At 47.6% G+C, this 23600-nt stretch carries 23 protein-coding genes; 15 read left to right on the forward strand and 8 right to left on the reverse strand.

The features are described 5' to 3' along the window. On the forward strand, positions 1-1110 hold the full coding sequence (locus H6F93_RS06730; RefSeq protein ID WP_190679811.1) for an S-(hydroxymethyl)glutathione dehydrogenase/class III alcohol dehydrogenase: 1110 nt from the start codon (positions 1-3) through the stop codon (positions 1108-1110). A 220-nt stretch (positions 1111-1330) separates the two neighbouring features. On the opposite strand, the gene H6F93_RS06735 is transcribed toward H6F93_RS06730, so the two are convergent. Genes H6F93_RS06735 through H6F93_RS06745 form a run of 3 tightly spaced genes read right to left on the reverse strand, consistent with a single transcriptional unit; the run spans position 1331 to position 3391 of the window. Next, positions 1331-1858 (reverse strand): P-loop NTPase family protein, encoded by a 528-nt coding sequence (locus H6F93_RS06735; RefSeq protein ID WP_190679812.1) that lies wholly within the window; start codon positions 1856-1858, stop codon positions 1331-1333. A 45-nt stretch (positions 1859-1903) separates the two neighbouring features. Then, a complete protein-coding gene (locus H6F93_RS06740; RefSeq protein WP_242043334.1) occupies positions 1904-2392 on the reverse strand; it encodes a GNAT family N-acetyltransferase in 489 nt (162 codons plus the stop codon). A 15-nt stretch (positions 2393-2407) separates the two neighbouring features. Next, on the reverse strand, positions 2408-3391 hold the full coding sequence (locus H6F93_RS06745) for an NAD(P)/FAD-dependent oxidoreductase (RefSeq protein WP_190679813.1): 984 nt from the start codon (positions 3389-3391) through the stop codon (positions 2408-2410). 408 nt (positions 3392-3799) lie between these two features. On the opposite strand from H6F93_RS06745, the gene H6F93_RS06750 reads away from it, so the two are divergent. The 4 genes from H6F93_RS06750 to H6F93_RS06765 all read left to right on the forward strand — a co-directional run bounded on the left by H6F93_RS06750 (position 3800) and on the right by H6F93_RS06765 (position 7318). Continuing rightward, complete coding sequence (locus H6F93_RS06750; protein ID WP_190679814.1) at positions 3800-4042, forward strand: hypothetical protein; 243 nt, start codon at positions 3800-3802, stop codon at positions 4040-4042. A 236-nt stretch (positions 4043-4278) separates the two neighbouring features. Then, positions 4279-4773: a hypothetical protein gene (locus tag H6F93_RS06755; protein WP_190679815.1), complete on the forward strand. Its 495-nt coding sequence runs from the start codon at positions 4279-4281 to the stop codon at positions 4771-4773. Positions 4774-5038: 265 nt separating this feature from the next. Next, positions 5039-5950 carry a CBASS cGAMP-activated phospholipase gene (locus H6F93_RS06760; RefSeq protein ID WP_190679816.1) on the forward strand — a complete coding sequence of 304 codons (912 nt, stop codon included), beginning with the start codon at positions 5039-5041 and terminating at the stop codon, positions 5948-5950. A 27-nt stretch (positions 5951-5977) separates the two neighbouring features. Beyond that, on the forward strand, positions 5978-7318 hold the full coding sequence (locus tag H6F93_RS06765; RefSeq protein ID WP_190679817.1) for an SMODS domain-containing nucleotidyltransferase: 1341 nt from the start codon (positions 5978-5980) through the stop codon (positions 7316-7318). Between the two features lie 32 nt (positions 7319-7350). On the opposite strand, the gene H6F93_RS06770 is transcribed toward H6F93_RS06765, so the two are convergent. After that, entirely contained in the window at positions 7351-7515 is a 165-nt protein-coding gene (locus H6F93_RS06770; RefSeq protein ID WP_190679818.1) for a hypothetical protein, read from the reverse strand. 251 nt (positions 7516-7766) lie between these two features. Between H6F93_RS06770 and H6F93_RS06775 the strand changes: the two genes are divergently transcribed. From H6F93_RS06775 to H6F93_RS06785, 3 genes are all read left to right on the forward strand, one after another. Further along, positions 7767-8618 carry a helix-turn-helix transcriptional regulator gene (locus H6F93_RS06775; RefSeq protein WP_190679819.1) on the forward strand — a complete coding sequence of 284 codons (852 nt, stop codon included), beginning with the start codon at positions 7767-7769 and terminating at the stop codon, positions 8616-8618. Positions 8619-8816: 198 nt separating this feature from the next. Further along, the gene (locus H6F93_RS06780) at positions 8817-9251 is read left to right on the forward strand and encodes a DUF6640 family protein (RefSeq protein ID WP_190679820.1); all 435 of its coding nucleotides are present in this window, start codon (positions 8817-8819) and stop codon (positions 9249-9251) included. 10 nt (positions 9252-9261) lie between these two features. Beyond that, entirely contained in the window at positions 9262-10047 is a 786-nt protein-coding gene (locus H6F93_RS06785; protein ID WP_199313529.1) for a HoxN/HupN/NixA family nickel/cobalt transporter, read from the forward strand. 58 nt (positions 10048-10105) lie between these two features. On the opposite strand, the gene H6F93_RS06790 is transcribed toward H6F93_RS06785, so the two are convergent. Next, the gene (locus H6F93_RS06790; RefSeq protein ID WP_190679821.1) at positions 10106-11059 is read right to left on the reverse strand and encodes an SGNH/GDSL hydrolase family protein; all 954 of its coding nucleotides are present in this window, start codon (positions 11057-11059) and stop codon (positions 10106-10108) included. A gap of 240 nt (positions 11060-11299) precedes the next feature. On the opposite strand from H6F93_RS06790, the gene H6F93_RS06795 reads away from it, so the two are divergent. Both H6F93_RS06795 and H6F93_RS06800 read left to right on the forward strand, forming a co-directional pair. Continuing rightward, positions 11300-11440 (forward strand): hypothetical protein, encoded by a 141-nt coding sequence (locus tag H6F93_RS06795; RefSeq protein WP_190645460.1) that lies wholly within the window; start codon positions 11300-11302, stop codon positions 11438-11440. A 180-nt stretch (positions 11441-11620) separates the two neighbouring features. Next, a complete protein-coding gene (locus H6F93_RS06800; protein ID WP_190679822.1) occupies positions 11621-13438 on the forward strand; it encodes an ABC transporter ATP-binding protein in 1818 nt (605 codons plus the stop codon). 244 nt (positions 13439-13682) lie between these two features. Here the strand turns inward: H6F93_RS06800 and H6F93_RS06805 are convergent, their stop codons facing one another. The 3 genes from H6F93_RS06805 to mrdA form a co-directional block, all read right to left on the reverse strand. Continuing rightward, positions 13683-14642, reverse strand: coding sequence for a HEAT repeat domain-containing protein (locus tag H6F93_RS06805; RefSeq protein WP_190679823.1), 960 nt, complete (start codon positions 14640-14642; stop codon positions 13683-13685). Positions 14643-14674: 32 nt separating this feature from the next. Next, complete coding sequence (thrB, locus tag H6F93_RS06810) at positions 14675-15601, reverse strand: homoserine kinase (RefSeq protein ID WP_190679824.1); 927 nt, start codon at positions 15599-15601, stop codon at positions 14675-14677. Positions 15602-15697: 96 nt separating this feature from the next. After that, complete coding sequence (gene mrdA, locus H6F93_RS06815) at positions 15698-17515, reverse strand: penicillin-binding protein 2 (protein ID WP_190679858.1); 1818 nt, start codon at positions 17513-17515, stop codon at positions 15698-15700. 364 nt (positions 17516-17879) lie between these two features. On the opposite strand from mrdA, the gene H6F93_RS06820 reads away from it, so the two are divergent. The 5 genes from H6F93_RS06820 to H6F93_RS06840 all read left to right on the forward strand — a co-directional run bounded on the left by H6F93_RS06820 (position 17880) and on the right by H6F93_RS06840 (position 23588). Further along, the gene (locus H6F93_RS06820) at positions 17880-19019 is read left to right on the forward strand and encodes an ABC transporter ATP-binding protein (RefSeq protein ID WP_190679825.1); all 1140 of its coding nucleotides are present in this window, start codon (positions 17880-17882) and stop codon (positions 19017-19019) included. 95 nt (positions 19020-19114) lie between these two features. Next, on the forward strand, positions 19115-20266 hold the full coding sequence (locus H6F93_RS06825; RefSeq protein WP_190679826.1) for an ABC transporter substrate-binding protein: 1152 nt from the start codon (positions 19115-19117) through the stop codon (positions 20264-20266). A 61-nt stretch (positions 20267-20327) separates the two neighbouring features. After that, entirely contained in the window at positions 20328-21245 is a 918-nt protein-coding gene (locus tag H6F93_RS06830) for an ABC transporter permease (RefSeq protein ID WP_190645447.1), read from the forward strand. A 45-nt stretch (positions 21246-21290) separates the two neighbouring features. Then, entirely contained in the window at positions 21291-22115 is an 825-nt protein-coding gene (locus H6F93_RS06835; protein WP_524537908.1) for an ABC transporter permease, read from the forward strand. Between the two features lie 186 nt (positions 22116-22301). Beyond that, on the forward strand, positions 22302-23588 hold the full coding sequence (locus H6F93_RS06840) for a phospholipase D-like domain-containing protein (RefSeq protein ID WP_190679827.1): 1287 nt from the start codon (positions 22302-22304) through the stop codon (positions 23586-23588). Positions 23589-23600: the final 12 nt, after the last annotated feature.

Raw genomic sequence — 23600 nt, forward strand, 5'->3', positions numbered from 1 at the left:
ATGGATGTCAAAGCCGCAGTTGCCCTCGCCGCAGGAGAGCCACTGAGCATTGAGACAGTTCAACTTGAAGGACCACAAGATGGGGAGGTGATGGTAGAAATCAAAGCGACCGGAGTTTGCCACACCGACGCTTATACCCTCTCTGGCTCTGACCCAGAAGGACTTTTTCCCGCTATCTTGGGGCATGAAGGCGCTGGAGTCGTCGTTGAAGTGGGAGCCGGAGTAAAATCCCTAAAACCTGGCGATCATGTCATTCCGCTTTACACTCCAGAGTGCCGTAACTGCGAATATTGCCTGAGTCAAAAAACAAACCTGTGCCAAGCCATTCGCAGCACCCAAGGGCAGGGTCTGATGCCCGATGGCACCAGTCGCTTTTCTAAAGATGGCACGATGCTTCATCACTACATGGGCACGTCCACGTTTGCCAACTATACTGTGCTGCCCGAGATTGCCGTTGCCAAAATTCGCGAAGATGCGCCTTTTGATAAAGTGTGCTACATCGGCTGTGGCGTAACCACTGGAGTTGGAGCCGTAATCAATACTGCTAAGGTTGAACCCGGAGCCAATGTCGTCGTATTTGGACTGGGTGGCATTGGTCTAAATGTGATTCAAGGAGCGCGTTTGGTTGGGGCAAATATGATTGTGGGTGTTGACATCAACCCCAGCAAACGTGCCCTGGCAGAAAAGCTGGGCATGACTCACTTTGTTAATCCCAAGGAAGTGGAAGGAGACCTAGTTCCTTATCTGGTAGATTTGACCAAAGGTGGAGCAGACTACAGCTTTGAATGTATTGGCAATGTGAATGTGATGCGTCAGGCGTTAGAGTGCTGCCACAAAGGTTGGGGCGTGAGTGTGATCATTGGCGTTGCAGGAGCCGGACAGGAAATTAGCACTCGCCCTTTTCAACTGGTAACCGGACGAGTATGGAAAGGCAGCGCATTTGGCGGTGCAAGAGGGCGTACTGATGTCCCTAAAATTGTGGACTGGTACATGGATGGCAAGATTAACATTGACGATCTGATTACTCAGGTGATGCCCCTTGAGCAAATCAACGAAGCATTTGACATCATGCACAAAGGAGAAGGAATTCGCACAGTTATCACTTTTTAGTTCTTTGCGTAAAGCATACAGCAATATTCCAGTGGGTAAGCCTTAGAGTAGGGGCGGTTCGCGAACCGCCCCTACAGGGATTTGTTGTTTATGCAAATGGAAATTGCTGTAAGTCTTCGTAGGGGTGGGTTTAGTAGACAAACCCTGATAGTAGCTGAGGTTCAACAGCAAAACCCACCCCTACAATATTGGGATTATCTAGTGTGGTTATCTAGCAGGGTTAAATATTAGCCCCATTCTCAATAGATTGGAAGAATTGAGCAATCTGCTCAGTAGATTGAATGTGATAAACACTTTTAGTGTTCTTTGCTTGCTCAATATACTGACGATATTTGGGAGTCAAATATTTGTGGCATAACCAGAGCGCACGGTAACTGTTCATCGAGCTCTTTAAGATGGGGCTCTTATCAGGCCAGCCTGCGGGCGGATTAGAGTAACCTGTGACGAATCGTTTAGTGACCCACCAGCAATGTACGTAGAGGGGCAGATCTACAAAAATCAGACTATCTGCCTCATCAAGTCGTGGCCAAAGAGTTTCCAGAGAACCAAATCCGTCAATGATCCACTGATCGCTGGTCAAAATTTTCTGATGGATGGATTTGTATTCCTCATCTGGAACCTCAATGCCCCCCGGTTGATATTTAACCTTGTCCAGGATGTAGAGTGGCAGTCCAGTGATCTCTGACAGCTTTCTGCTTAGAGTTGATTTACCACCTCCAGCATTGCCAAATACTGCTACTTTTTTCATACTGATTCCTGTTTGAGACACTGATTTCTGTTTGAGATGCAGAGCTTAGAGTTTTTTCGTCATAAACACGCTATTGGGATCATCAATATATTCAGCAAAGGGCCCTCGGTACTCGAACCCATACCGTGTGTATAAGGCTCGTGCTGGGGCGAATTCTGCGAAAGATCCTGTTTCTAAATTGAGGCAATCATAACCGCGTCGTTCAGCTTCTTTGATCAGGTGTTCCAGGATTTTTGCGGCAACTCCTTTGCGTCGGTGAGCATTAGCGGTACGCATTGATTTGACTTCACCAGTTTTTGGATCTAGTTCTTTTAGTGCGCCGCATCCAAGCAGTTCATCACCTTTCCAAGCTGACCAAAAGGTAATATCAGGCGATCGCAATGCCTCTAAATCGAGCGCATGAACACTTTCGGGTGGAGTAATCTCATGCATATTTTCGAGATGTTCCCGGAGAAGGTCAGCGATCTGTTGACCGGTCAGGTCATCTTCGCGAATTTCCAAGTCACTCATCTTCTTAGTTGGCTCTGTAGACATTATGGTGGAAGCAGCTTAAGACAGCTTTACCTGACGTTTGGCACCGGGAATTCGCCGCAAGTCTCGCCAGATTTGGGTAGCAGCCAACGCTCCATCTGCTGCCGCAACGACCACTTGATTTAACCCGACTTTGAGATCACCGATCGCAAAGATTCGAGGATGGGAAGTACGCGCCATTTTATCCGTGACTAGATTCTCACCCTGCTTTTCCAGATTAAACTTCTCTAGATAGTCAGCATGGTACTTTGACCCCATTGAAATCAGTCCAGCCTCTAGTGGAATGGTCCTGCCGTCTTCCAGTTCAACTCCATTCATCTGATGGTCTTCACCCAGGAATTGCTTAATTGGAGTTTCGACCAGTTGATAGCCATGCTCCTGCAGTTTCTGTCGCAACTCCTCTCTCACTTCAAACAGTCCTTGCGTAAACACGGTGATGTGTGGAGTAAACCAGCCCAAGGGAAACGCAACTTCTGCATTGCTGGCACTGTTGGCCAATACGCCCACTGTTTTGTCTACCATTTCATAGCCATCACAAATGAGGCAGACGTGCAGATTGTATCCGGCGTAGTCATACACGTTTCGCATGGTATCTAGGTTAGGCAAGTAATCAATGATGCCGCTCGCAGCAATCAGGTACTTGGTGCGAAAGGTCTGATAGAGGCTGTCCTGCCGTCCAATTTTGACTTTGACGGCAAAAGTTTCGCCTTCATCTTCAATGTCTTCTACAAAACCATCGAGCATGTCACCGCCCACGGAGAGGTATTGCTCTTTGCCTTGCCGCAGCAGCGATCGCCCTGGTGTGTCTGATGGCAGTCCGAGATAGTTGTGCAGTTCTTGCATCCAAAAGGAGCGGGCTTTGCCTTTGTCGATGATCAAACTGGAAAGCAGGTAGCGTTGCAGATAAACGCCAGCCGATAAGCCGCCTGCGCCACCCCCAACCACAATCACGTCATATACATGATCGATACGTTCTGAGAGATTCTGTTTGGTTAATTTCATAACACCTTCCAAGATGCGATCGCCTGTTCCTCATTCTCTCAAAAATTTCCGTAGCCTAACATCTTGACGAAGAGTCACTATCCCAGATATGCTCTCACGTTAAGGTTGTCAATTTTACTAGAGATAACCCGACCAAACCCAAAGATCTAGCGCTACCCAAGGCTGTTGGCAGCAGCCCTGAGCAGCTAACCCCCAAACTGGATGAGCAGTCTGGCGGCTAATGGTGGATTTTAACACTCCCTTAGCCACCCCGACTTGTCATGTCAAAAAAGCGTTGCGAATTCTCCAGGACACGAGAGTGAAAATAACTCACTTTTAGTTCTTTCACTGGGTTTGTACAACGTGTGAATTAGTGCGGGGTGGCTAGGTTTTTGGGGTTTCCTTGTAAACCCTAAGGAGTCACAACTCATGTCTCAATGCTTTTTAGAGTCTCCCAATGTACCCACCGTTGAAAGAGAAGTTTCTGCGCTTCAAAATGCTGATCGCGATCGCCTACGAATTCTGGTCATTGGCTCTCGTGATGGTGTGATCGAAACCATTCACGATCTATATCGACGTGGCTTTGCTGAACCCAGTGCTTGGAGTCCGCTTTTACCTGCACCTAGTTCTGGTGAGGTGATGAGCATCTTGACGCGCGATCGGAGAAGGTAAGAGAAGAGAGGGGAGAGGGGGCGATCGCCCCCTCTCCCTCCATCCAACAAACTTCTTACACCTCGCTCACCTAGATTTGTCGTCATGTCTCCCATTACCAGGGTTATTTAGATAAGCACTGTGCTGAGAACGGATACACCCAAACTGCACTGAGAGGTTTCCGAGAATGAAGTTCTAGCGAAGTTTATCTATGAGAAACTCAACGTTAGACATATGTTCACAATTGTGGAGACATTATGGGATTAGTTGATTTGGAAGCCCCTTTCAGTGCTATTCAAGAATCACAGAATTTGACTTATAAGGTCTTTCGGGTATTTTCACGTTTCGAGTTTGCTCTGAAACGCTCAGGTTTTGTAACTCAGCAGAGAAAACAATTGAGGATTGAGTGGCGCTGTTTTGCCCAAAAACACGTTGCTTCTCCTTTGCCAAAACCTCTGTCGTCTGAATTGATGTACTTTATAGAGGCTGAAAATCGTCCAAAAAAGCAGAAGCTTGAAAACGGATGCTTATGCTGGGAAATAATTAATTCCCCACCAGAGCCAATAACTCTTGAGTGGTTACTTGAGGCCGCCTACACTGTTAGGAATAATTTGTTTCATGGTGGAAAATGGACATCAGCGATTGAAGAGCCTGCAAGAGATGAAAAATTGTTAAGAGCGTCTTTAGCCGTAATAAAAATAGCGATCGAGATGGATCAAGATGTTCAGTTCCATTACACAGACTCAATTTGATGCTAGCCGCCCAATCAATCAAATGAAGCAGACAGACGAGATACCTTCATTGCAGGTTTCTGCTGCCGCTGATTTGAGCCATTCGACCGCTTATCTTGGTTGAGGCTTGCATCCAATCACGCGCTTCTGATGTGGCGTGAAATACCAGAGGAGTCTTTGTAAAATTTAAATGTTTTTTAGCTCTCCAGAATAATAGAGCTGCTAAGAGCCAAAATAGTCATGCTACGGTATAGTAAATTTGTACTTCTTGACTCGTAGAGTGACGATGCCATTCAGAATTTTAGCTATTGATGGTGGTGGTATTAGAGGGCTTTATGCAGCTTATTTACTTAAAAAAATTCATGAAGAGCTAAATGTTGATTTCTCTGAGTATTTTGATTTGGTTATAGGTACTAGCACTGGATCAATAATTGCTGGCGCTATTGCTGTCGATTATCCAATTGAAAAAGTGGTTCTGCTTTATGAAGTTGAAGGTAGAAAAATTTTCTCACCAAACAGCTTTAGCTTCAGTGGATTTTATAAAAGTAAATATTCAAAAAAGTACTTAGAGATCATTCTCAACAAGGCTTTGGGTAGTAAGACTCTCTCTGATATAAAGAAGACTAGATTAGTTATACCTGCGACAGATATAGCAAATGGTCAAGTTTTTGTCTTTAAGTCATCATATTTAGATGAGTTCGTGAGAGATAAGAACACTAAAATTGTTGATGCTATTTTAGCATCCTGCTCTGCACCAACCTACTTTGATCCAAATAGGGTCGATAACTACCTACTTGCAGATGGTGGTTTGTGGGCTAATAATCCTGCTTTAGTTGGTCTAACTGAAGCTATTGGAAAACTTAAGATTAGTAAGGACGAGGTCAGAATACTTTCAATTGGAACAGGAGTTGGAAGCCAATATTATGAAATCGATGGCGCTGAAAATCGAAATTGGGGTATAACCAATGGTTGGCAAGGTAGTAAATTAGTTGATTCAATTTTGAATTTACAGTCAATTTCTTCTGAAAATATGACTAGGCTAATTTTAGGAGAAAATCAATATTTAAGATTAAATTTTAGTAGCGACACCAAATTGTCTATAGATAAATTCAATATCTTAGACTCTCTCAAGAGCAGGGCAGATCAAACATTCACATACGAAGTCAATAAGATTAGAAGTTTTATCTCCCAAGGGTAATTGTAATTTACACTCAATTAGATAAGAATGAAAACCATTGATGATTTTTTTGGCGAGTTTCTTAGAGACGAAGTTAATTTAAACCCAACTAGATTGAAAGTAGCGAAGAAAGGTATTAAAACCATAAAAAGGTTCTTGAGGAAAAATGAATTGTTTAAGAATAGGATTAGAGAGATTACATTACAAGGATCGTATAGGCAAGGAACTATTATAAAGCCATTTGACGACTCAGACTTTGATGTAGACCTGTTAGTTTTGCTCCATGAATTTGATGATTGGGAACCTAAAGATTATCTGAATAAACTACACAAAGAATTCAAGCAAACTGAAAAGTACAAAGGTTTAGTTGACAGAAGAGGAAAATCTCGATGCGTAACAATAGATTACGCAAATGACTTTCACATTGACATAGTTCCTTCTATTGAAATAGGTGGAATCTGCAAAGTTATGAATAAAAATAGTAATGAGTATGAGGATACAGATGGCGATGGATATGCTCATTGGTTTGAATCCCAAGATTCAATTACCGCTAATCAGTATTTGACTAAGGTGGTTAGATTGATTAAGTATTTACGAGACTCAAAGCTAACCTTCTCTATCAAGTCTATATTGCTAACTTCTCTATTAGGTAAACAAATTTGTAAATCCGATTTATATAATAGAGAAGTTTACTACAAAGATTTACCTACGAGCCTGAAAACTTTGCTTAATAGGTTAAATAGTTACCTGCAAGATAGACCAATCTTGACGGATGAAATATTAGTTAATCCTGTCTTGCCAACAGAGAAGTTTAATAGGCATTGGGATCAAGATAGGTACTCAAATTTTAGGACTAAGATTAACGATTATAGTGCTTGGATTAATGATGCATATGAGGAGAAAGATATTAATGAGGCTGTGGAAAAATGGAGAAAAGTTTTTGGAAGTGATTTTGGTGAGATTCAAGAAATAAATTCCATCGTCAGTGCTTCTCGTAGTGACTCACAAAATTATCAAGAAGAATTTATAGATAATTACTTCGCAATGGATTTAGACAATGATTGGAGTCTAGAAATTAATGCATCTCCTTATCAGTCAGTAGGAGGATTCCAGCAATATTTTTATAGGAAAAATGAGAGTTTAACATTCTTTGTTGATCGGGATAAAAGTTTTTTGCCCCAAGACGTATTGTTTAGGTGGAAAATCAAGAACAGTGGAGGTGAAGCTAAATCAAATGTTGATTTAAGAGGAAGAATAGAGAATGATGATCAGGGTACTGGAATGAAGAAGGAGAGGACTGCATATAAAGGGAAACATTATGTAGAATGTTATGCCGTTCATCGTGATACTGTTATAGCCACAGACTCTATCTATGTAAATGTGGTTTGAATTTAAAAGCCACAGCATCTACAGTATTCTAATTACTCCCCCACAGTTACACCGTCAAACGTCAACAAATCCGACTGCTGTCTTTCACATTGTGCTCCCAAAATTGCCGTTGCCATAGTGCGATCGCCGATCTTGTAGGGTTCGTTCCTTAATGCAACTCTTGCTACTCCACCGATAGATTTCTGGAAACGCACCATGCTCATGCTTGAAGTAAGCGATCACAGTCTAACAACGCCCATGTGCGCCGACTGTCGAGGGGTTATCTGTTGAAATTCAAAGATTATCTGCGGCGGGTAATGGGCAACATTATGCTGCTTCAGGCTACGTGTACAAACAGTATTTGAAGCTGCCTCAGTGCTTCACAGACCGCAATTTCCTGTCCAATCGCCTACAACATAGGAAACTCGCTTTAGCGTACCTTGAGTGTTGATGAACTGAGCAGATTTGTATGAAAGAACCCTGGATTTCTGAACGCCGTACCCTTCAACTCCCTGGGTTGACTGTCGATCGCCATATCTCAAAACCGAATGAGCTTGACTTCCGTGGACATAATCATCATCTACTGTGTTTGCTATTAAGTGAGGGTAATCGACAGAAAATTACTTGCATCGGTGAACAGAAATCTGAAAAACCTCAACTCAAAGGAGAGTTTTGGATTTGTTCTGCTCAGACAACAGGGCTTTGGGCATGGGATAGCACTGATGTATCACTGATGTTTGTGATTGATCCACTCCTTTTAAACCGAACAGCAGCAGAGATAAGTGACTCAGATGCCAGCCAAGTTGAATTGCTCTGTACGATTGGTACTCACGATCCACACATTGAAGCGATCGCCCATCTCTTTCAAACAGAACTAGATACAAAAGGTAGCAGTAGCATCGGTGAGCATCTCTATACCGAATCTCTGACCCAGGTATTCATCGTCCATTTGCTTAGAAAATACTGCGCATTTCAGCCCAAAATTTTGCGCCACTCAAACGGATTACCGGTGTCTCGGTTCCGGTCCGTGTTGGACTACATCCACAGCTATCTAGATCGACCACTGCATCTGGCTGAACTTGCAGAAGTTTCGGGCATCAGCCAATACTATTTTTGTCGATTGTTTAAGCAGTCTATGGGAGTGACGCCCTATCAATATGTACTTCAGCAACGCATGGAGAGAGCAAAAGAACTTTTGCAACAAAGAAAACATACGATCGCAGAAGTTGCTGTGTTAGTCGGCTGTACCGATCAAAGCCGCTTCGCCAAGCATTTCAAACACTATTTTGGCATTACACCCAGCGCATTTTTGAAGCAATAAGGGCAATTCATTATGGCAAGAATCATCTAAACCTTTAGGCAAATTTAGCAAGAAATGACTATCTTAGACTATGCAGTGCAATGTATTGTTCTGTATGAGTTTTCAGTCAGGTAGATTTCCAATCGCTTTACGTTTCAAACCAGAGAGGTAATAGAGTGGAACACCCAGTTCAGTGCCGCTTTCAGGGCTTAAAGATTTATGAGAAGATTTAGTCGAATTTTGCTTTCGGTTGTACTCGTTAGCACTGCGGTAGTTTCTGTGGCAGTGGATTGGAATGCAACTCATATCTTCAATCCTGAATGGACTCCTCACGCCAGGTTTCATGATGTGGTGATGCTATGGCTACTCAGCGGCATGAGTATAATGGCGCTGTGGTTGTTGTGGCGGCGATCGACAGAACCCGATATTGCTTATACCGTTGCTATGCTCGTACCGGTTGTGTTTTGGTCACCCTTTTTCTTTATAACGATTGTGATTCCTGGAACCAGTCTCAAAGCTGACCCAAATGAGGTTCTGCCCACAGTAGCGGGCATTCCCATTTATCCCAATGTGGTAGTGGCAACGGTGAGTGTGATTCTGGCATTGATTGGTTATTCTTTGTATCGAGCTTCTCGATCAGAAGCAGACGTCTAGGAGGCTGATTGTGATCGCGGGCTCTGCATTACCCACTCTATTTCTGGCTGGTCAGCCGATTCTGGCACACATTGGGCATGGTCAATTTTTGACGCAAAGCCTGGCGCAAACCAACCTGTCTCCAACATTCATGCTGGGTGGAATAGGACTTGCTTTGACGGCTGGAGCTGGACATGCGCTCTCTCCAGGACATGGAAAAACAATGGTAGCTGCCTATCTGGTCGGCTCACGCGGTACACCTCAAGACGCGGTTTTATTAGGGTTGGTGACAACATTGACCCACACCATCACCGTCTTCGCGCTGGGGATTTTAGCCTTATTTCTGTCCAGATACATCTTGCCAGAGCAGTTGTATCCGGTTCTCAGTTTGGTCAGCGGCTTGATGGTCTGTGGCGTTGGTTTCTGGTTACTGGATCAATTTTTGCATTCTGCTGCCAATAACCATCCTCACCCGCATTTTGCTAACCATACGCATCAGCATTCCCCGACTCAAATCACATTACGGTCTCTCGTGTCATTGGGAATTGCTGGAGGATTGGTTCCCTGTCCATCAGCTTTGGTGTTGCTGCTGAGTGCGATCGCCCTGCACCAAACTGCTTACGGTTTGTTGTTAGTTTGTGCCTTTAGTTTTGGATTGGCGATCGTACTAATTACCATTGGCTGGGTCACTCTCTATGCTCACCATTGGTTAAAGCAAGTTCACTGGGTTAAACCTTTTCAGCTCTACATTCCAATGATTAGCGCAATTGCGGTGATTATGGTGGGAACAACACTTATGGTTTGTGCTGTCATTTAGTGCGATCGTCGATTAGGGTGCGTTCTTTAATGCGATCGCTACCCCAAAAATCATTTACTCATTTTCCTGCTTGAATATCTTGCAGAACTTTGAGCAAATTTTCACTAACGATTTGATTTCCTTGGGGGCTGAGGTGAATGTGATCGCGATAAAGTGCTTTGGGTGACTCTGCAGTGTTGAAGATGGGCAGAAAGTCCAGATAGAGAATTTGGGTTTCTTCGGTAAAGTCTTTTAGTCGCTGCCGGGCTTTGATTTCGTAGTCGCGTGAGCCAGGAGTGCCAATTTCTCGGAGTAAAGGAGTCATGGCTAGAATCAGTCGTCCATTGGATTGGCTAACCAGTTCGTTGATTTGCTGAATCGCTTCCAGGTTAAAGCCAACGCGATCGCCCCCTTCTGACATCACTTCATCCATTCCTGGAATAGGCTGCTGTTTAATCAGATAGCGGTTCACCAGTTCTGATAATGCAAAAGGGGGTTTGTGGTCAGGGTAGTTGCGATCGCGCCCTACAGGAAGAGAAGTCGGAGCCGTACCAAACAGATCGTCTGTGTTGATTAGCAATATCACGACCTGAGCTTCAAAGCTGCTAAACCGTCGCAGATAGGCTAACTCATTGCGCGGACTCCAGGAGTTTGCCGAAGCATTCAGGACTTCTAGCTGCTCAAATTCAGTCTGATTAAGAGAAGGCTGTAGCTGCTGCTGTAGCATGGCTGAAATCGTCTCATTTTGGTCTGTCCACCAGCCACCATTCGCGACAGAATCTCCTAACAATAGCAGGCGCAGGGTTGTTTGGGGTCGAGATGTTGTAACTTCGGGACTCCGCATCGAATACTGGTTAATGGTGATTCGGTTGCCAAATCGACGCACTTTTTGGTTGGGTGCCAGCAAATAGCCAATTTGCTCATCAGCGATATAAATCAGCGGATTGCCGAAGCCAAACAAAATTCGCAAGCCTACTTCGGTGAGTAAAACCAGTCCGACGATTACCGCCACGACAATCAAAGCAACCTTCATCTAACTTCCTCATTCATAGTGCGTAGTTCTAGCTCAGCCCAAAGTTTTGCTTTACCAAACTTCAAGACAGATTTAAGCTTTTAGCCCTCAATTTGACCTCAGAAGCTCTAAGTCCTGGATAAAATCGAGGCAGGTTCGGCTCTAGCAATTTTCTCAACCCCATTCTTCAGTCCAATCTTTTTCAAGCCAGTCCATTCTGTCTTTAACCCTGAAAATTTCCAAGAGGAGGACACTGCATTTATGACAGATTTCAACCGGGGGATCATGAAGTTTAAGGGAGCAGATAGCCCAGTGGCGATCGCCCTTTTTTCTACCCTGCTATTAGGTTCGATTGCTTTGCTGATTTTGTGGGCGTTGCAGTCTGCTTACGTGCTTAATTAAACCTACAAACCAATACTCCAAAATTTTTAGGCGGAGGTGCAATTTAGCTGCACCTCCGCCTAAAAATTTTGGGCTAGTAAATTATTTGTAATACGCTTATGCTACAATCTGTAATCTTGACGAATTTGGGGGCTACTCGACTGCTTCTACCGATTTGGCGTGGCAGTGAGGTTAAATATCATGGCAAAGTTTTCTGACATCCTCCGTTACTACAAACCGTATGCTGCGATTGCTGCCTTCAGCATCGCAGCCAGTAGCCTTTTTGAAATTATTGATCTGGTGGTGCCCTACGCGATTGGGCAAATTCTGAATGTGTTGTCTAATCAGCCTGTTGATGCGTTGCTTCAACGCAGCGTTGACGTGCTAGCAGGTTTGGCTAATCTACCGTCCAATCGAGGATTGGCGATCGCCGTCTTACTGGGTTTAATCTTTCTAACAACCGTTGTGCGTGCGCCAATTCAGCCCTGGATAGGGTCTTGGTTTCACTGGGACGTTGCTCTGCGTTCCCGTCGAGATCACGCCAAGCAGGTGTTACGCAAAATTCTCACCTTGCCGCTAGAGTTTTACGACGAAAACAACCCAGGACGAATTGCCGGACGAGTTGCCAGAGGGCTATCAAACCATACCTGGACTTATCCTGAAATTGCAGGACAGCTGATTCCCAAGCTGGCACGGGTGCTGGGTATTTTCATCATGATCTGGTTCATTGAATGGCGGATTGCGATCGCCTTTCTAATCTCGTTTATCTTCATTCTCACGCTCAGCCTGTACAAGCTAAAGCAACTGATTGCTCAAGAACGGGCGATCGAAAAACACGAGGAAAATACTGAGAGCCGTACCTCGGAAATCATTACCAACATCAAAACGGTCAAAGCTTTTGCCACCGAATCTCACGAGCTAAAGCGCCAAAGCACTCGGTTTAACCGTGAGTTTATGGTGATTGATTACCGGATTCATCGCGGCTACATCAAGCTTGGCATGATGCAGCGCACAATTGTGCAAATCTGTGTATTCCTGGTGCTGGCGTTCACTCTGATTGCGACGCTACGGGGGCAAATTTCCCTGGGTCATTTTGTCACCGTTCTGACGATTTCTAGCATGGCTTACTCTGAGCTAGACCCCATTGGTCAGCTCGCCGAGATTTTTGCTCGTCGCTATGCCTCAATGGTCAGCTTGCATGAGTTTATGCAACTGCCGACGGGGTCTGATGCTGCCAGTCTGGTGAAAGACCCTAATGCTGTGCAGCACTACCAGTTCACCGGAAAGGTTGATTTTTCCCATGTCACCTTTGGCTATGACCCAAATCGTCCGGTGCTGAAAGACATCAACCTGCTGATTGAGCCCTATCAAACGGTGGCGCTAGTCGGACGTTCCGGTTCCGGCAAGTCTACTTTGGTGAAAATGCTGTTCCGCTATTTTGAGCCACAGCAGGGTCAAATTTTGATCGACGGGCAAGACATTCGCAGGCTAGATGTGGCGGGCTATCGCAAACGACTGGCGATCGTTCACCAGGAGGTGGATGTGTTTAACGGTACGCTGCTCGATAACCTCACCTACGGCAACCCCAATGCTTCCTTTGAAGAAGTGGAGTTTGCCTGTCGGGTTGCGCGAGTAGACGAATTTATTCACCTGTTTCCCCAGCGCTATCACACCATTGTGGGTGAACGCGGGGTACGCCTCTCTGGCGGACAACGGCAGCGACTAGGAATTGCCCGTGCCTTGCTGATGAATCCTGATGTGCTGGTGTTCGATGAGGCGACTTCGAGCCTGGACTATGAATCGGAGCGATCGATTCAACTGGCAATGCGAAGCATTCTCGGTACTCGCACCACGATTATCATTGCTCACCGTCTCAGCACTGTGCGCGAGGCGGACAAGATTGTGGTCTTAGACAAGGGTGAAATTGTTGAAGTCGGCAATCATGACGAGCTATTGCAGCACGGCGGCATCTATCACCGTCTCCATGCTTTGCAAGAAACAGGTGAACTGCTGGTCTAAACTCATACGGAATCGTTTCGTAAAGAAGCACTATTGGGTGTACGGGCGAAGCATTCGGCAAAAGAATCGTGCTTCAGTTGCAAAGATTGTAACCGAAGGCTTCGCCCCTAGTGATACCGCTACTCTACAGGTGGATTTGGTATCAGGACAAATTTAGGACTTACCGAAATAGACTGTAAACCCTCTGTGTGAATCGTTGCGCAGCTCAGCCACACAACGATTTATGCTTCTTACTCCGGAGGCGCTACCGAAATTCTCCTAAAATAATCTTTGCGGCTGCGCCCCGTGTTTCAGCAGCTTGAAGTACCCGTTGCCACAGTACCGTTTCAGATTGGTAAAGACTCAAGGCAGCTACAGCATCTTTTGCATCGGCACTTTTGCCCTCAGCAACCAACGACAGCAAAAATTCTAGCGGTTCGTCTTGGCGCAGCATGGCGATCGCCAAGAGCCCTGTTTTCCGCAATTCTTTGTGCGTTGTCTGTAACCACCAGTGCTTAAGCTGCTCAAATGCTACTGCACTGCGGGATTCACCCAATGCCAGGGCAGCCATCTCACAGGCTTGAGGATTGGCATCGTCTAGAAAACTGGCAACTAGCGGCAGAGAATCAGGGGAAAGATTGATCAGCGCTGTGAAACAATCCGAAAGAACCTGAGGTTCGTCGCCCAACTTGACCCGCAAACGCAGCAGCGGAACTCCCTGTTTGCTGCCGCTGTAGGCGATCGCCCTAGCTGCTGCCGCCCGCGCCAGCGGAATCGAGTCAGCCAACAGGTCAGCCAATTCGCTCATCACGTCGGGATAGTTCATTCGCACCAAGCCGAGGGCACACACTCCGCGCAGACTGGGTGCGGTATCTTCTTGTCCACCCCAAACTGGCTCCATCTGCCGATGCCGGATGCCCCGCAAGAACAGGTCTGCTTCACTGCGCCCCATTTTATAAAGCGCTTCGGCAATCCTGAATTTGCCTGTGCAGCCGATGTCTCGCTTAATTGGTTTCTCCATCAGTCGGTCAAAGGCAGTGACCAGATCAGGCGTTAGCTCACTAATGGCAGCTTCCCCAATGAGCTTGGCGGCAGAGGCGATCGCCACTGAGTATTTGCTCTGAAGAATCTGCCGCAGCCCCTCCAGAGATGCTTCCGCAGTCGGGTCTTTCCGAAACTGATTGACCTGCTCAATCAGTTCTTCCAGCTTGCGTGATTTTGCCATTTTCAGAGGTCAGCTTTTTGAATTTTGGAACCTCAAAACCGTTCAACCCAGGCTCCTCGCTCGTCAAGTTTTAATTCCTTGACCTGAACGGTAATTCCTACTGATTTCCAGGTGGTGGCGATCGCTTCTTCTACTGCTTCTGCTTGATCCAGGTTCGTTAAAGCCAGTAGCGTTGGACCGGCTCCGCTGATCACCAGTCCATAAGCACCAGCGGCGATCGCGGCTGATTGAACCTGCTCAAAGCCAGCAATCAGGGTTTGGCGATAGGGTTGGTGAATTCGGTCTTGCAGGGCAGTACGCAGCCAGTCTGGTTTTGCGGTTTCCAGTCCGCGCAGCAGCAAGCCCAGATGCGCCACGTTAAAAATTGCATCGGCTCGGCTGTAGCTGGTCGGCAAAACTCGACGGGCTTCACTCGTAGAAAGCTCAAAGTCAGGAATTGCCAGAACCGGAATAATGTCGCTGTGCCAGGGAATATCGCAAATCGTCCAGTTGCCGTCTGCATTTGAGGCAGATAGCCGACAGCCACCCAGCAATGCCGGAACTACGTTGTCGGGATGTCCTTCTAAGGCGATCGCCAATTCCATCACCTTTTCCTGGGAAAGCGGTGTCCCTGCTAACTCGTTTGCACCCAGTAGCCCACCTACGATCGCAGTCGCAGAACTGCCCAGTCCTCTAGCGAGCGGCACACCCAAGTCGATCTCGATTTGCACGGGTGGAACAGGTTGCTCCAAATGGTGATAGAGCTTGGCAAAGGCTTGATAAGCCAGGTTACTGTGATCGGTTTTGACTTGTTCAGCGTCTAACCCTGTGACGGCGATCGCCAACTCACCTGAGGAATTAGGGCTTAATCGGGAGAAGCGAAACTGGTTATACAGGCTCAACGCTGCCCCGATGCAGTCAAAGCCGGGACCAAGATTTGCGGTTGTAGCCGGAACAGTAACAGTGACAGAGTTGGTCATGGTGAAAACCTGATTGACTGTGAAATAGGCATCTTGCCTGCTTGCTTCAGACGGGCAGATGCCCATCCCACAAAGGGCTAAAGAGTTGCCTAACGCCTAATCCGAAACAACGGATTCCTGGCTGGCCGCTCCGGTTGGCTGTGTTCCTTTGAAGTAGGCTTCTAAAACCTGACGCACCATTGGCGCAGCTAAAGAACCGCCACCGCCACCAGAATTTTCACCAAAGGCGACTACGACAATTTCAGGATTGGTTTCGGGTCCATACGCGCCAAACCAGGTGTGAGACTCACGGGGCGGATCTTCAGCAGTGCCGCTCTTTCCAGCAAGCGGAGGCAGTCCCGGCGCATTGACAGCTTTTCCGGTGCCGCTCGTGACGACTTGCCGCAACCCTCGCTGCAAAATTTGCAGCGTTTCAGGCTGCAAGTTGAGCGACTGCCGCCACTGCCTTTCCGCCTCATTGTCTTTGAGCAAATGTGGTCTAACCAGATACCCGCCATTCGCTGGGACTGAAAACATCACTGCAACTTGCAGAGGTGAAGCCTGCAAATAGCCTTGCCCAATTGACATATTAATCGTGTCGCCCTGATACCAGGGTTCGTCTAGCTCTGACAGTTTCCATTCTTCGTCAGGCACCAAGCCAGCCGCTTCCTCGTCAGTAATTTCAATCCCAGTTTTGCGCCCAAAGCCATAGCGCTGAGTCCACTCGATCAGCGGCACTTCACCCATTCTCATCGCGGTTTGATAGAAGAAGGTATCGCTACTCCAGGCCATCGCCCCCGGAAAGCTGAGCGGGCCAAAGCCAGCCCGATTCCAGTCCCAAAACTCGATGCCGCCAGCTCGAATGAACGGATAGGTTGGCAAAACGGTGTCGGGTGAAAACTCTCCTGACTCGATCGCCGCTGTCGTGGTAACGATCTTGAAGGTGCTGGCAGGTGGATAGCCCTGCAACGCCCGATTCACAAACGGAAAGTCCATGCCCTGAAGCTGCTGCCACTGGGCATCGGTAATGTAAGTCGAGAAGAGATTGGGGTCAAAGGCAGGACGGCTGACCATCGCTAACACAGCGCCATTGCGAGGATCGATCGCCACGATCGCCCCTTTCCTTTCTCCCAGAGCAGTTTCAGCCGCCTGCTGCAAATCTAAGTCCAGCGTCAACTGCACATCTCGCCCAGCCATTGCAGGTTTTTCGCCCAGCACTCGTAGGACGCGGCCCATGCCGTCTACTTCTACCTGCTGCCCGCCCCATTCGCCTCGTAGCCGTTGCTCAAAGGCTGATTCAACGCCCATTTGACCAATCACATCGCCCAAGCGGTAGCCTTCATCTTCATGCTCAGTGAGTTCGTCGTCGGTCATTTCCCCGGTGTAGCCGATCACGTGCGCTGCCAGGTCACCATAGGGGTAGTTCCGCACGGCTTCAGCCTGCACCTGAACGCCCTTCAGCTCATGACTAAACTCGGCAAGTGCGGTTACCTGAGCCGGACTAATGCCTCGTGCAATTCGGACCAAAAACGGCGAGGTGTAGCCTGCCTGAGTTAAGCGAGACTGAATCTGATCAGCGGGAATGTTTAAAATTTCTGAGAGGTGCTGTGAAATTCTGTTCCATTCAGCTTGTTGATTGGCGATCGGCCAGAGAAACACCGCATAGGACAGGCGACTACCCGCCAAAATTCTACCTTCCCGGTCTAGAATTTTGCCGCGCTCTGGCTGCCTTGGAATCAGACGAATGCGGTTATTGTCAGCAAGCTGGCGGTTGCGATCGCCCTGCACCAACTGCAAATAAGTTAAACGACTTCCGATGCCCCCTAGCAGCGTCAGAGTGACCAGCAGCATCACCACTAAAGACTGATACTGTTTCCCAACGCTGCGCGCATTGGGCTGCTGAGTCGTAGCAGACGGGTGTTTGGTTAGAGTCATCGGCACGACAAATTAAGCCTCGACGATTTCCATCTGAAAAAAACCTTTCCTAGTCTACCGCTACTCTCTACAAAGCAGTACCGTAGCTGATCCCCAAGGTTGTGTTCAACTTTAGCCCATTCTCAGGTAAGCAATGCCAATTTTCTCTTTTAGTATCTTGTATCCTAGTTGATGCAATAAAGTATTGGTGCAGTTAGAGCTAAATTCTACGGGAAGCAGCTTAATGCAGCGGTCGGCTAGGCTGATCAGCCGAAACAAGCTGTATCACAGGTAACTATCAATTTTTAATGGCTGCCTAAAGATAGGCTTAGCTAACATCAATGATTCACCACCTAACTGGGAACTATTGCGGAGAGTTGCAACAATGTCTCAGACTGCTATGCAAAATCGACCCGTCGCCGAGACCAATACGCGGTTCGATGTCGAACTCCGCAAAGTATTCAAGGTATTTAATAGCGAAACCGTCGTTCGAGGAATTGATCTCAATATTCGACAAGGTGAATTTTTTAGCATCCTAGGCCCATCCGGCTGCGGCAAGACGACTACGCTCAGGTTGATTGCCGGATTTGAAGAACCTTCAGCCGGGGAAGTATTAATTCGAGGCAGATCCATGTCTGGGGTGCCAGCCTATCGCCGCCCCGTTAATACTGTCTTTCAGAGCTATGCCCTATTTGGCCATCTCTCGGTTTGGGAGAACATTGCATTTGGTCTGCGGATTAAGCGTCAGAGTAAGGCAGAAATTCAAAAGCGAGTGCAGGAAGCGCTGCGTTTGGTCAAGATGGAGCAGTTTGCCCGGCGTTATCCAGCACAGCTATCGGGAGGTCAACAGCAGCGAGTTGCTTTAGCCAGGGCACTGGTTAATCAGCCGACGGTTGTGCTATTAGATGAGCCCTTGGGCGCGCTGGACTTAAAACTCCGGAAGGAGATGCAGGTTGAGCTTTCGACACTGCACAAAAACTTGGGCGTGACGTTTGTAATGGTGACTCACGACCAGGAAGAAGCTTTAAGTCTCTCTGACCGAATTGCAGTGATGCACGATGGCAAGCTAGAGCAAATTGGCACCCCAAATCAGATTTACGACTATCCTCAAACGCCCTTTGTGGCTGATTTTATTGGGGATACAAATTTGTTTAAGGGGCAAATAGAAACGACAGACTATGGCATGTGGCAGGTGAGAACAGAGCGAGGGTTGCGAATTTTGGTTAAGCCAACTGAATCCTTAAATGGCTCTACAAATAGCTCTATGCCCAATCAGGTGGTTGTGAGTGTGCGTCCCGAGAAAATTCAACTGAGTCTAGAAAAGCCCAGCAGTCCAATCAACTGTTTTGAAGGGCGGCTGATGCATATGATGTACTTGGGTACTCATGTCCATTACTTGGTGGAGTTGCTGTCGGGCGATCGCCTCACCGTTCTACAGCCTAATCGAGCTAAACTTGCTGCTGAACTAGATTCCCCTCTCTATATTTATTGGGCAGAAACTGATTGTCTAGCGCTAACAGCGTAGGATAGTTGAAATCTCGTCTCGCATTGGCGTACAAAATTGTCACCGTGTTTGATATTCCCCTGTTGTATTAGGTCAAGGAGAGCGTTTTACTTCTAATGAACACCCGAAAGCCCCGATTTTACCCAGGGCGATCGCCCCGGATCGCCAGCACCAGACGCGGTTTTCTGCAACTGTCAGCCGCCGCCCTCTCGGGTGTCGTTTTGTCAAACTGTGCCCGTAACCTGGCAGACGTTAGCTCTGAAGAGCCAGCAGCTAGCAGTGCTGCTTCTGATGGCGGTACCCTACATGTCTACAGTTGGGCAAACTATACGGATCAGGAGTTGCTAGACAGCTTTAAGGCAAAAACGGGCGTTGAAGTCGTTGTAGATACCTACGACTCCAATGAAACCATGCTGGCGAAGATGCAGGCTGGTGGCGGTAGCGCTTACAGCATCATCTTCCCATCTGACTATATGGTGAGTGAGATGATCGGGTTGGATATGCTGACTCCCCTCGATAAATCTCGTTTGGTCGGGCTAGACAACCTGCGACCGCAGTGGCAAGACCCCGTTTATGACCCAGGCAGTGCCCACAGCATTGCCGCAACTTGGGGCACGACAGGTTTTATCTACAATCCCGCTAACCTGGGTGCGACCCTGACAGGCTGGGATTACTTCTGGGAAAACGGGGGGTCGTTAGAGCGGAAAATCACCTTGCTGAACGACGTGCGGGAAGTCATGGGCGGAGTGTTGCATTCGCTCGGCTATTCCTACAATTCCGAAGATCCGGCTGAGCTTGAGGAAGCCTATAACCGATTGGTAGAGCTAAAACCAGCGATCGCCAGCTTCATCACCAACGGTTGGGAAGACCAGGTTGCCAGCGGTGACCTACTTGTGTCAATGGCTTACTCCGTTGATGCAATTGCCTTAATCGAGGAAAATCCCGACTTGGAATATGTCATTCCAGAAACGGGTTCCTCTCTCTGGACGGACACGATGGTTATTCCTAAGTCGGCACCCAACCTGGATGCAGCTTATGAATGGCTAAATTTCCTACTGGTACCAGAAAACGCTGCCAGTTTAGTAGAGCGACTTAAATTTGCAACGCCCAATAAAACTGCCTACGAGCAACTGTCTGCGGAAACTAAAGCTGATACAAAGTTGTTCCCACCTCAAGATTTGCTCGATCGATGCGAGGGAATTGCGCCCGTCTCGGAAGAAGCAACAGAGCTGTATGACCAGTACTGGACACAGCTAACCAGTAGCTAATTGACTTGGGTAGGGGCGCAAACTTTGCGCCCCTGTATTTTTTCCTCCTCGTTATGCGTCTATGTCAACTTCAACCCCAACGCCTTCTGTAGTTCCTAAAGCCAAAGTGAGTCCGAGGTGGCAGCAAAAACTCAGTCACCTGGTTGGGCCGCTGGTGTTGCTGGGGCCACCAGGAGTTTGGCTGTTGCTGCTGCTGGTCATCCCAACGCTGCTAATTTTTCAACTCAGCTTGATTCCTGGGATTCGTCCCGGACAGCCAATGGATGGCTTTGGCTTAGGAAATTACCTGAACATTTTGCAGCCCATTTATCTTCAGGTAATCTGGCGATCGGTCTTTTTTGCCCTTGGCAGTACGGTCTTGACGCTGCTGTTGGGGTTTCCGGTTGCTTACTGGATTGCGCTGATGGCTCCTAAACGTTGGCAAAACCTGCTGCTGGTTGGTTTTGTGTTGCCCTTGTGGACTTCCTCTTTGCTCAGAGCCTATGCCTGGATCACGATTTTGCGTCCCACAGGCGTACTGAACTCATTTCTCAGCACCTTTGGGCTACCCACGCTGGATCTACTCAACCGCAGTTCAGCCGTGTTTATTGGCATGAGCTACAGCTTTTTGCCCTACATGGTGCTGGTTCTCTATGCTTCTTTAGAAAAGCTCGACAAACGCTTGCTAGAAGCAGCAGCAGACCTGGGTGCTAGCGCTCCACAAACCTTTTGGAAAGTGACGGTACCACAGACGCTACCTGGCATTGCAGCAGGCTGTTTGCTGGTGTTTATTGCTGGTCTGGGAGATTTTGTAGTGCCAGAACTATTGGGCGGCGCGTCTAGCATGACCGTTTCGCGGTTAATTTATAACCAGTTTCTTGGTGCAACTCGCAACTGGGGCTTAGGTTCTGGTCTCAGTATGGTGCTGATCTTGGCAGTGAGCATTGCGATCGCTCTGTTAATCAAGTATGGCGATCGCGACCCCGAAAGCTTCTCATAACTCATCCCCAATCCCTACCTAACCCCTAATCCCTTCCTCTGCGGCGTGAACTCCCCTAAACCCACTTCCAAACCCACCTTTCCAATCCGGGCATCCTGGCAGGCAGCCATTTCGCTAGCGGTGTTCGTGTTCATGTACCTGCCGATTCTGATTTTGGCGTTCTATAGCTTTAACGCTTCACGCTTTAGCGCCACCTGGGAAGGGTTTAGTTTGAAGTGGTACGAGATCCTATTCAACGACTCGCGCATTTTTGCCGCACTGCAAGACAGTCTAGCGATCGCCATTTGTGCTGTCGGTGTGTCGGCTGTGTTGGGAACGTTGATGGCAGTCGGTTTAGCGCGATACCAGTTTTGGGGGAAAGGGCTTTATCGGGGGGCTTCCTATTTGCCGCTGATTATTCCTGATATTGCGATCGCCGTTGCAACCCTGGTTTTTCTCGCCTCATTTGCGATTCCCCTCAGCCTGTGGACGATAGTGGCATCCCACATTGTTTTTTGTCTGGCTTACGTAGCAGTAGTGGTTTCCACTCGTCTGTCTGGCTTAAACCCACATTTAGAAGAAGCGGCTCTGGATTTAGGCGCAACTCCCACTCAGGCATTCCTCAAAGTTTTACTGCCTGAATTGATGCCTGCGATCGTATCTGGCTGCCTGCTAGCTTTTGTGTTGAGCATGGATGACTTGTTAATCTCTAGCTTCACAGCAGGCGGCGGGGCGAATACGTTACCCATGGAAATCTTTAGCCGTGTTCGCACAGGCGTTAAACCTGACATTAACGCGCTTAGCGTCGTGCTAATTCTGGCATCTGGCGTACTGGCATTTGTAGCCGAATATATTCGCTATCGCGGCGATCAGAGGCGATCGACTAATTAGATTTGGTATATCGGTTGGAAGCAGAAACAAACAACATTGACATTCATACCCATGCAGGCTGACTTGTGGGTGCAATGGACTGCTCCTACAGGAATATCTGGCTTTTGGTAGTAGCGAGAAATCGATTCATCCCTCTAAGCTCCTGAATGTCATTCGAGGGCTTAGAGCCAGAACCTGGAAAAAATTATGGAACCAGAAGGAATTTTAGGCTGGATCATTACTGTTCTCCTGGTTCTGCTTGCTGCTACGCTACTAATCCTTTACTTCCGAGGCAGCTTTCGTCGCAAGATCAGTTACCCGCTGCGGAATGTTCCACGGGTGGATGAGCCTAGTTTCTTTCTGGTGATTGCCGGGTTTGCCTCTAGTCTGCCTACCCATGCCTGTCCCATCGGATTTTTTGTTGAAGCTGATGAGATTTATGCAGCACGGCTTCAGGCAATTCAAAGCGCTCAAAAGACAATTCATTTTGAAACTTTTTACATGACACCAGGGCAACGGGCAGATGATTTTGCGATCGCCCTGAGTGAACGTGCCCAGGCTGGAGTTGCAGTGCAGCTTGTAGTTGACTGTCATGGAGCAAGCTCCATGCCCAAAAAATACTGGAAGTCGCTCAAAGCCGCAGGTGTAGAAGTACACTTCTTCAGCCCGTTTAGCTGGAAAGCGCCCCTTGACTACAACACCCGCACCCACCGCAAACTATTGCTGATCGACGGCAAAGTTGCTCTGATTGGTGGCGCAGGTGTTTCAGACGAGTGGGACGGTAAAAGCGATACAGGTGGCACTGCACCCTGGCGAGATTTTGAAGTGCGCTACGAGGGATCAATCTTGAGCACCCTGGAAGGGGTGTTTATGGAAAACTGGACAACCGTGGGCGGCATTGGTGACTTGAGTTCAGAAGTGTTTCAACCTTGCCCACCCAAAGGACACACTGCCTTCGTGACAATGGGCACTTTCTCTCCTGAAAACTCTGCGCTGCACATCCTGTTTCAGACCAGCATTCAGGCAGCACGACGGCGACTCTGGATTAGCAGCCCCTATCTCGTACCCGATAAACACACCCAAAACGTGCTGGTAAAGGCTAGCAAAGCGGGCGTAGATGTAAGAATCCTAACAATGGGGGTTCGCAACGATAAGCCTTATGTTTATTACACGGCGCGGGAACTGTACGGGGATTTGCTCAAAGCTGGCGTAAAAATTTATGAGTATGTACCTAACATGCTCCATGCCAAAGTTGTGCTGGTCGATGACACCTGGGTCAGTCATGGCAGCACTAATATGGATGAGCGCAGCTTCTTCTTAAATGATGAGATGAATGTGTCCGTGAGCGATCGCCACCTGGCTCAACAGACCGAGAATTTTCTGCTAGACTCTTTCGCCAAAAGTGCTCTAATTTCTCTAGAAGATTGGCAAAAACGCTCGTTCTTAGAAAAATTTCGAGGCAAATTTGGACTGATATTCCGACAGTTGCTCTAGCCTATTCACTCA

The organism is Leptolyngbya sp. FACHB-671, assembly GCF_014695745.1.
In the GTDB taxonomy this organism is placed as follows: domain Bacteria; phylum Cyanobacteriota; class Cyanobacteriia; order Elainellales; family Elainellaceae; genus JAAUTN01.